Source organism: Endozoicomonas sp. ALB115, assembly GCF_049310245.1.
Classification (GTDB): Bacteria; Pseudomonadota; Gammaproteobacteria; order Pseudomonadales; family Endozoicomonadaceae; genus Endozoicomonas.
In genome coordinates this window covers 1-7,874 of sequence record NZ_JBLYZG010000110.1, presented here as the reverse complement: position 1 = coordinate 7,874, position 7,874 = coordinate 1, and the positions used below count along the sequence as shown (strand labels likewise).

The 7,874-nt window shown below is 52.9% G+C and carries 6 protein-coding genes and 1 CRISPR repeat array; all 6 genes read right to left on the bottom strand.

Annotated elements, in window-relative coordinates; genetic code table 11:
* Positions 1-60 precede the first annotated feature (60 nt).
* Positions 61-3,811: a CRISPR direct-repeat array (repeat unit 29 nt; unit sequence CGGTTCATCCCTGCAGGCGCAGGGAACAC).
* A gap of 107 nt (positions 3,812-3,918) precedes the next feature.
* From cas2e to cas7e, 6 genes are read right to left on the bottom strand one after another with little or no spacing between them, the layout of a single operon-like run.
* Complete coding sequence (cas2e, locus tag ACO6VE_RS23365) at positions 3,919-4,206, bottom strand: type I-E CRISPR-associated endoribonuclease Cas2e (protein WP_257293982.1); 288 nt, start codon at positions 4,204-4,206, stop codon at positions 3,919-3,921.
* Position 4,207: 1 nt separating this feature from the next.
* Positions 4,208-4,672, bottom strand: coding sequence for a CRISPR-associated endonuclease Cas1 (gene cas1 / locus ACO6VE_RS23360; protein ID WP_422463786.1), 465 nt, complete (start codon positions 4,670-4,672; stop codon positions 4,208-4,210).
* Positions 4,672-5,136, bottom strand: coding sequence for a CRISPR-associated endonuclease Cas1 (gene cas1, locus ACO6VE_RS23355; protein ID WP_422463784.1), 465 nt, complete (start codon positions 5,134-5,136; stop codon positions 4,672-4,674). Before cas1 (ACO6VE_RS23355) ends, cas1 (ACO6VE_RS23360) begins: the two co-directional genes overlap by 1 nt.
* 57 nt (positions 5,137-5,193) lie before the next feature.
* Positions 5,194-6,018 (bottom strand): type I-E CRISPR-associated protein Cas6/Cse3/CasE, encoded by an 825-nt coding sequence (cas6e, locus tag ACO6VE_RS23350; RefSeq protein ID WP_422463782.1) that lies wholly within the window; start codon positions 6,016-6,018, stop codon positions 5,194-5,196.
* A complete protein-coding gene (gene cas5e / locus ACO6VE_RS23345; protein WP_422463780.1) occupies positions 6,018-6,797 on the bottom strand; it encodes a type I-E CRISPR-associated protein Cas5/CasD in 780 nt (259 codons plus the stop codon). The genes cas6e and cas5e overlap by 1 nt, the downstream gene beginning before the upstream one ends.
* A 9-nt stretch (positions 6,798-6,806) precedes the next feature.
* Entirely contained in the window at positions 6,807-7,778 is a 972-nt protein-coding gene (gene cas7e, locus ACO6VE_RS23340) for a type I-E CRISPR-associated protein Cas7/Cse4/CasC (protein ID WP_422463778.1), read from the bottom strand.
* Between the last annotated feature and the right edge of the window lie 96 nt (positions 7,779-7,874).

The following is a 7,874-nucleotide window of genomic DNA, read 5'->3' as shown; positions in this document are numbered from 1 at the left end:
GGTTCATCCCTGCAGGCGCAGGGAACACCGGTACTCATCGTCATCCATGCCCAGCTGGCTCGGTTCATCCCTGCAGGCGCAGGGAACACCGCAAGGCCGTAGCGTCGCTCAGCTCTGGCAACGGTTCATCCCTGCAGGCGCAGGGAACACATATCGCCACGCAGCAGGGCACCGGCATTGAACGGTTCATCCCTGCAGGCGCAGGGAACACACTCTGGAATTCATAGACGCCTGTGACTATTCCGGTTCATCCCTGCAGGCGCAGGGAACACTGGATGAATACCACGAACACAAAACCTCCAGCCGGTTCATCCCTGCAGGCGCAGGGAACACGGCGGTGTTACCGTCCGGCAGTTTCGGGATGCCGGTTCATCCCTGCAGGCGCAGGGAACACGACTGCGCCGTCTATTTTGTTTTCGGCGGTCGCGGTTCATCCCTGCAGGCGCAGGGAACACCCGGCCAGATTCAGGCAGGCCCTTCTCAGGTCCGGTTCATCCCTGCAGGCGCAGGGAACACTTGTCGCCGGGGAAGTCTACAAACGGGTTAACCGGTTCATCCCTGCAGGCGCAGGGAACACAAAACCGAGGGCGCTTTCTGCTCCGAGCAGGGCGGTTCATCCCTGCAGGCGCAGGGAACACGCGGGTTCTGAAGGCCATGGGTTACGACCTCCCGGTTCATCCCTGCAGGCGCAGGGAACACTGGAATTTCCCGGCGCAAAGTGGCAGATAAAACGGTTCATCCCTGCAGGCGCAGGGAACACATTCACTGATGCGACTCGGCGCGATCTGGGCGCGGTTCATCCCTGCAGGCGCAGGGAACACTTTGTCCAACTCTGGCGTGTTTTCGTAGTATTCGGTTCATCCCTGCAGGCGCAGGGAACACATTTGAACGAGAGCTATCAGCTGTTTGCCTGACGGTTCATCCCTGCAGGCGCAGGGAACACTTCGACTCATGGGGCACCACCCACCCAGACCGCGGTTCATCCCTGCAGGCGCAGGGAACACCACTTCCGGATTTTTGTGGGCTGGTGTTATGACGGTTCATCCCTGCAGGCGCAGGGAACACTGCAGCACCCCCGATCTTGAGCGAGCGATACACGGTTCATCCCTGCAGGCGCAGGGAACACCGGATCAGGGCGTCCAGTTGCTCCTTGATGGCCGGTTCATCCCTGCAGGCGCAGGGAACACTTCTTCAGGTGTTAACTTGTCCATAATCCCCCCGGTTCATCCCTGCAGGCGCAGGGAACACAGAAGTGGAACGAATGACATTTCCAGAGGGGTCGGTTCATCCCTGCAGGCGCAGGGAACACTTGCAAGCTTTCTCCCAGTGAGGGAAAAGGGCCGGTTCATCCCTGCAGGCGCAGGGAACACGGTTATGAACTCAATGAAATCGGTAAACAATCCGGTTCATCCCTGCAGGCGCAGGGAACACGTGGTTTTGTCTACATCTACAGTAGTCTCCTGCGGTTCATCCCTGCAGGCGCAGGGAACACGCATAGATATCCAGCCGGAAATCCTCAGTAACCGGTTCATCCCTGCAGGCGCAGGGAACACTGGCTCTTCCTTGACATGGCGACGCCAGCTGTCGGTTCATCCCTGCAGGCGCAGGGAACACACGCCCGGAGTATTGCAGATATACGCTCATTGCGGTTCATCCCTGCAGGCGCAGGGAACACTTGGTATGCGTCATTCTCTACACAGCTTCACTCGGTTCATCCCTGCAGGCGCAGGGAACACATCATCTGGTCATTGAGTTCCGCTACCTGATACGGTTCATCCCTGCAGGCGCAGGGAACACCGAAAACACACTCATAAAATCAAACCTTCCAGCGGTTCATCCCTGCAGGCGCAGGGAACACAGACCAGCCAGGTTGGAGCAGCCTATAGAGACCGGTTCATCCCTGCAGGCGCAGGGAACACGTATCAATGGAAGAGGCGAAAAAAATATTTCCCGGTTCATCCCTGCAGGCGCAGGGAACACTACCGTTGTAAACGCCATCGACGGCCTTCGCGCGGTTCATCCCTGCAGGCGCAGGGAACACAATGAAAAACTCAATAAAAACAATGACATTAGCGGTTCATCCCTGCAGGCGCAGGGAACACAAAAAGGCAGGAGTCAGGAACGCCACCACAAACGGTTCATCCCTGCAGGCGCAGGGAACACACCACAATCAGCATCAATTCCCTTTCTGTAAACGGTTCATCCCTGCAGGCGCAGGGAACACGCCAGTGCAACCACCAGTACCGGAGCGATGAACGGTTCATCCCTGCAGGCGCAGGGAACACAAAAAGAAGGGATTCAGGAGAGCAACGATAAACGGTTCATCCCTGCAGGCGCAGGGAACACAAACACCGACTACAGAAAGCAGATAATTATTTCGGTTCATCCCTGCAGGCGCAGGGAACACAGATCGGCCACCGTTTTATAACTGTGAATCGGCGGTTCATCCCTGCAGGCGCAGGGAACACTTTTCTCGCCTTTTTCTCCGCCTTCCCGCTGCCCGGTTCATCCCTGCAGGCGCAGGGAACACGAGCTGTTGCAGGCCATGAAGAGTGGCGAAACCGGTTCATCCCTGCAGGCGCAGGGAACACGCCTTGACCGGCAATCCCGATGCCACACAAAACGGTTCATCCCTGCAGGCGCAGGGAACACCACAGATGAATACGCCTTAATTCCTCTAATACCGGTTCATCCCTGCAGGCGCAGGGAACACGTATTCCACGGCCTGATTTTTTGATCTGCTCTCGGTTCATCCCTGCAGGCGCAGGGAACACGGTGATGTTCTGGATAAGAACAACGTGCTCGACGGTTCATCCCTGCAGGCGCAGGGAACACCCACGGCAATGACACAATATTGCCCTGCCTGTCGGTTCATCCCTGCAGGCGCAGGGAACACCTTGGTAACCGCTTGAAGGTGTTTTAAACGATCGGTTCATCCCTGCAGGCGCAGGGAACACTGCTGCCACATCTCCCGCCAGTCAAACGTGGGCGGTTCATCCCTGCAGGCGCAGGGAACACCCCCGGTTAGTTTTTCATGCTGCTTTCTCAAACGGTTCATCCCTGCAGGCGCAGGGAACACCGGTGATAGTCACACCAGCAGCGTAAAGCATTCGGTTCATCCCTGCAGGCGCAGGGAACACCCAATACCCAGAACCTGTCTCAACTCCCTGCCCGGTTCATCCCTGCAGGCGCAGGGAACACAGCAGCCACAAACGACGCTGTTCTTCCGTGGCCGGTTCATCCCTGCAGGCGCAGGGAACACCATTGTTTTTTGTTCATTAGCTGCCTGCTCCGCGGTTCATCCCTGCAGGCGCAGGGAACACCCGGAAGCGGAGTTTTTAGCGTGGCAGAAACACGGTTCATCCCTGCAGGCGCAGGGAACACACCGACAAACTCAATATTGATTTTGACGGTGCCGGTTCATCCCTGCAGGCGCAGGGAACACGAATTGACGCTATGCCGTTCTCCATATCAATCCGGTTCATCCCTGCAGGCGCAGGGAACACGAGCCGGTACTATTACTCACTGTGTAAGTCACCGGTTCATCCCTGCAGGCGCAGGGAACACTACCTTTTCAGAGTTGAAGGTATGCTCCAGTGCGGTTCATCCCTGCAGGCGCAGGGAACACGTGGCGGCCAAGACTGATCTGACGGCTGCCGACGGTTCATCCCTGCAGGCGCAGGGAACACTTTCACATAGGTTTTCACAGCCTCACGGCAAGCGGTTCATCCCTGCAGGCGCAGGGAACACACAACTGTCCCGGAACCACTACTGTTTGAGAACGGTTCATCCCTGCAGGCGCAGGGAACACTCTAAAAAAATACACCACTAAATCAAAAGGTTGCAAGACCTAAAATTTCCACCAGCAAATTCATCCAAAATTCGCTGTAAATATTCCATTGTTAAAGAACAGATTGATTATTCTTCCGATTGAAAAAGAACCAGCCTTAAACCATCTTCTTCGATTGGTATTCTCCTGTTTGTGCCGTAGGTTTGAAAATCAAATCCGGATTCTGTGTTGGTTGCCCAGGCCATAGCCACGTTGCCTTCCTCAGCAAGCGCATTTATCTGTTCCCAAATCATTTCCCTGATTCTTATGGACACATCTCCAACGTACACACCGGCGCGAATCTCCAGCAGCCAGACCGCCAATCTCCCCCTTAATCTTGGTGGTACATTTTCAGTCACCACAACCAACATACTCATTTCAGCTGCTCCTGTGACCTGTATCACCTATCGAAACAGGCTCAGGAATCGCCGGTGGTTGTGCATCTTCCGGTGGCGGAGGTGGCGTAATTTCTCCCGCTGCCAGAATCTCTTCAATGGTAGGAATGATTTTTTTCAGCAGCCGTGTTTTACGAAAACTGTCACGACAGGCAATACGTACATCCCTGTCCGGACTATGGGTACCTTTGGCAGCAATCTGAAACGCCACCGGCACCACTGTTTCGAATTTGAACAGATCAGCAATGTCATACACAAACGCTTTGGGCTTACCGGAATGAATAAAACCGATAGCAGGCGCATATCCTGCCGCCAACACCGCTGCCTCAGTAACACCGTAGAGACAGGCTGTGGCGGCACTTAAACATTGGTTGATGGTGTCTCCTGACTCCCAGTCCTTTGGGTCATAACTTCGCCCCTTCCATTGCACACCATATTGTTTTGCCATCAGCTGATACGTTTTTCTGACCCTGGCACCCTCAAGGCCTCGCAACTGATCAACTGATCAACTGAGCGACGGGAAGGGGCTGGCTCACCAAAACGAAATTCGAACATCTTGCGCACGACTTTCAGTCTCAGTTCTTCATCCAGAGCCAGTTTTGCCTGATAAAGCAATTTATCTGACCTTGCACCACCCGGCTGACCGGCAGAGTAAAGCCGAACACCGGATTCTCCAGTCCAAATCAATAGCGTCCCGGTCATTGCCGCCAGTTTGACGGCAGCATGGGATACCCGTGTACCCGGTTCGAGCATAATACAGACGACAGATCCCACAGGAATATGCTTTCTGTCACCTTTGACTTCATCAACCACAACGAAGGCCCCATCACGTACATCAATACGACCTTTGCTGACAAACACCATGGACACCCGGTCTTTGATCGGGATGGGTTTTAGTGGAATGAACGACATTAGCCCTCCAAATGGCGATGTTATTTTGAATAGCTACCGTTATCTGAATGTGCCGGGTCATACCCGGCGAATGAGCATCAGTCCACAGCCAAATCGTTTAGCCTGGCCAAACCCTTTTTGCAGTTGCTCCCAAAAAATATCCTCATTGGTTATTTGCAAAATACCCTGGTAATCCATACTGCTATAGCCCGCATTACGCTTTTGTTTTGCATCACTCAGGGAGTGCCACAAATACCCTGTAGCCTCGGTTGATTCCAGTTTAAAACCACCAGACTCAGCTTTTTTCTCCAACCAGCCGGTTGCAGCCTTATCAGTTGCCAGCAATTGATGTCGTATAAATGCCGCTCGGCTTTCTGGCTGTTTAAATTCGGGAAGAGAAAACAATTGTTGTTTTATTTGTTTGCGGTTCAGATTGTTACGCAAAACTCTGCGCTCCCCCTCAACGCCGGTGTAGATATCACCTTCTCTGAGCACGCCATATTCAAGACAGTTTTGCAGTAAGTGCTGAAACTTGGCATCCATCACCACATCATGTCGTGCCGAGTTTTTTTTACCCTGTTGCCGTCTGGCAATGGTTGGATTGGCTCTCAGTTGAAAGGCAAGCCGATCCCCCGCTTTCAGCCTCGGTTGGAAGGGTTTGCAATCAATCTGAAACAAAGGTGAACTGTCTGCAGGTGCATTGGCTGAAAGCACATAAAAAAGAGGCCAATGCTGGCGGGTACCGAGCTGCCTATGACTGTTTTCTTCCCGAAACAGATACTGCCCATCAGGAAATAAATCCCACAATAACTGGTGCATACCGTAGCTATCACGACGAAGTAGTTTGCCTAGCTGGGTCTGTTCCAACAGCGCGGGGGGCAGTTGAATACGGGATAAGTACATCAGCTTTCCTCCTGCGACGTTGGTGTTGATAGCCAAAGGTTTTCTTTACGGGGCTGAAATTGCCATCGTTGTCGCGATAGAGGCAGGTCATGCCGCACCAGCTGTTGAATTTGATTGAGCGGCACAACATCAGGTGCGGCAAAATCCGCCTGCTCTCCCTGCCAGTAGTAATGACAGGTACTATCGGTTTTTAAAAAACGCTGGTCAGTTACCCACGCCTGCTTGCTGTGTAATAGAGATTTGGGTTGGTAACAGTCCAATGCCGACAAAAAAGCCTCAGCTTCGATCAGCTCGGGCTGCAAAGGTGCTGCCAATGGACAGGCTTTACGCCCCAGATAGAGGTGAAATCTGGGTTTTAATAATGCATCGCGCAATTGTTGCAACGACCAGCGGGCCTGTTCATTAGCTTTAACGGCTACAACCGCTAACGCATCCGTTCGATACTCCCGGCTGGAGAGCACCGTGCCCAGACGCTCCCGCCCCAGAACCACTTCGTCACGCCGGGTACGGTAATTGAACTTACCCACAGAGTCCGGTGCCTGTGCTGTATGGTAATCCTTGAGAAACCCACCCGCAGCAACCTGTTTTACCGCCAGCGAATAACCATCCGTCAGAGCCTGCTGGGCAGTTTCATCATCCCTGCGAATACCAAGTGCTGCTCCCAGCAAACCGAGAATTGCCGATTTGCCTGGATAAGTTGCGGAATGACGGTTTTCGCCCAGCGCTATTTCCCCCCAGCTGGCCATGGGTCCATAAAGCCTGAATAGCAGATAATTCATGACCTGCTCCTACTTAGAGACAAATGCCAGCAATTCTTGCAGGCGACCTTTGCCGGTAACCGCATTCAGTGAGTATTGAGCATCCGCACAGTCGCCATAGACGTTGTTGAAGTTGTCCCGCTGCTGTTCCAGCGCTGCAATGGCGGCAGTCGCATAATCTTCAGCGTATTTATCAACGGGCTTTAAAAAAGCAACTGACAGAGAGCGTGGCTGCTGATCGCCCGTTTCTGCCAACACATAAGAGGCATAAGCCCGGCTGCCAAAGCTGTTTTGCTTGCCTTCAGGAGAGACTTTTATGGCCGCTTCGGTCAATGCAGCAATGGTTTTGTTGGCCAGTTCAACGTCACCGTTCAGGTTTTCAATAAGCAGTTCTTTGTTGATGCAGAGGTAGGAATAAAATAAACCTGCCGCAAAACCCGTTTCACCGATATGCGCGGCACCCGCATCTTCGCTACCGTCATTCAGATCATCTACCGCCGTAAAATAGTCGTCTTCAATAGTCACAGGATGGACGGAAATAGCGTGAGCAACCTGGCAGGCTGCTTCTATATTGAAGGCAGGCTTAGAAGCCAGCATACGACCAAATAGGGCAATATCCGCAGCCATTCCCTCTTTTCGTAACAGCTCCAGTTCTTCTTTGGCAGGGGCTCGCTGCTCGGTTATAAGCGTTTGAGTCAGTTCATTGATAGCTTGCTGTTCTTTGCTACTGACATGAACCAGTTGTTCAATTTCCAAACCGGAAAGAGGATTTTCTTTATCTTCTTTTTTCAGCTTGCCAAATTCCCCGGCAATGGCTTGCGCCCATTCTTTGGCTTTTTTTTCAGGAAGGGCTGCGTCTTTTAACTGATCGAAAACCTGCACACCCAACATTTTGGTGCGAATACCCAAGTGCCCTGCCAAAGCACTTTGGAACAAATCTGAAACTCGCCAAGTGCGTTTAAGACTTTGTGAAGATACCCTTAAACGGTCAGTCCCACCCATTTTGGCGGCTATGTTTGTTTTAAAGGTTGATAGGTCTAAACTGTCGTGATCCCCTGCAATGGGAGGCTACGTTATGAAGCCCCAACAGTTTCAAGA

Excerpts from the sequence above, each read along its gene's own strand:
- cas1 (WP_422463786.1), bottom strand. The coding sequence starts at position 4,672 with ATGGCAAAACAATATGGTGTGCAATGGAAGGGGCGAAGTTATGACCCA.
- cas7e (WP_422463778.1), bottom strand. The coding sequence starts at position 7,778 with ATGGGTGGGACTGACCGTTTAAGGGTATCTTCACAAAGTCTTAAACGC.
- cas6e (WP_422463782.1), bottom strand. The coding sequence starts at position 6,018 with ATGTACTTATCCCGTATTCAACTGCCCCCCGCGCTGTTGGAACAGACC.
- cas1 (WP_422463784.1), bottom strand. The coding sequence starts at position 5,136 with ATGTCGTTCATTCCACTAAAACCCATCCCGATCAAAGACCGGGTGTCC.
- cas5e (WP_422463780.1), bottom strand. The coding sequence starts at position 6,797 with ATGAATTATCTGCTATTCAGGCTTTATGGACCCATGGCCAGCTGGGGG.
- cas2e (WP_257293982.1), bottom strand. The coding sequence starts at position 4,206 with ATGAGTATGTTGGTTGTGGTGACTGAAAATGTACCACCAAGATTAAGG.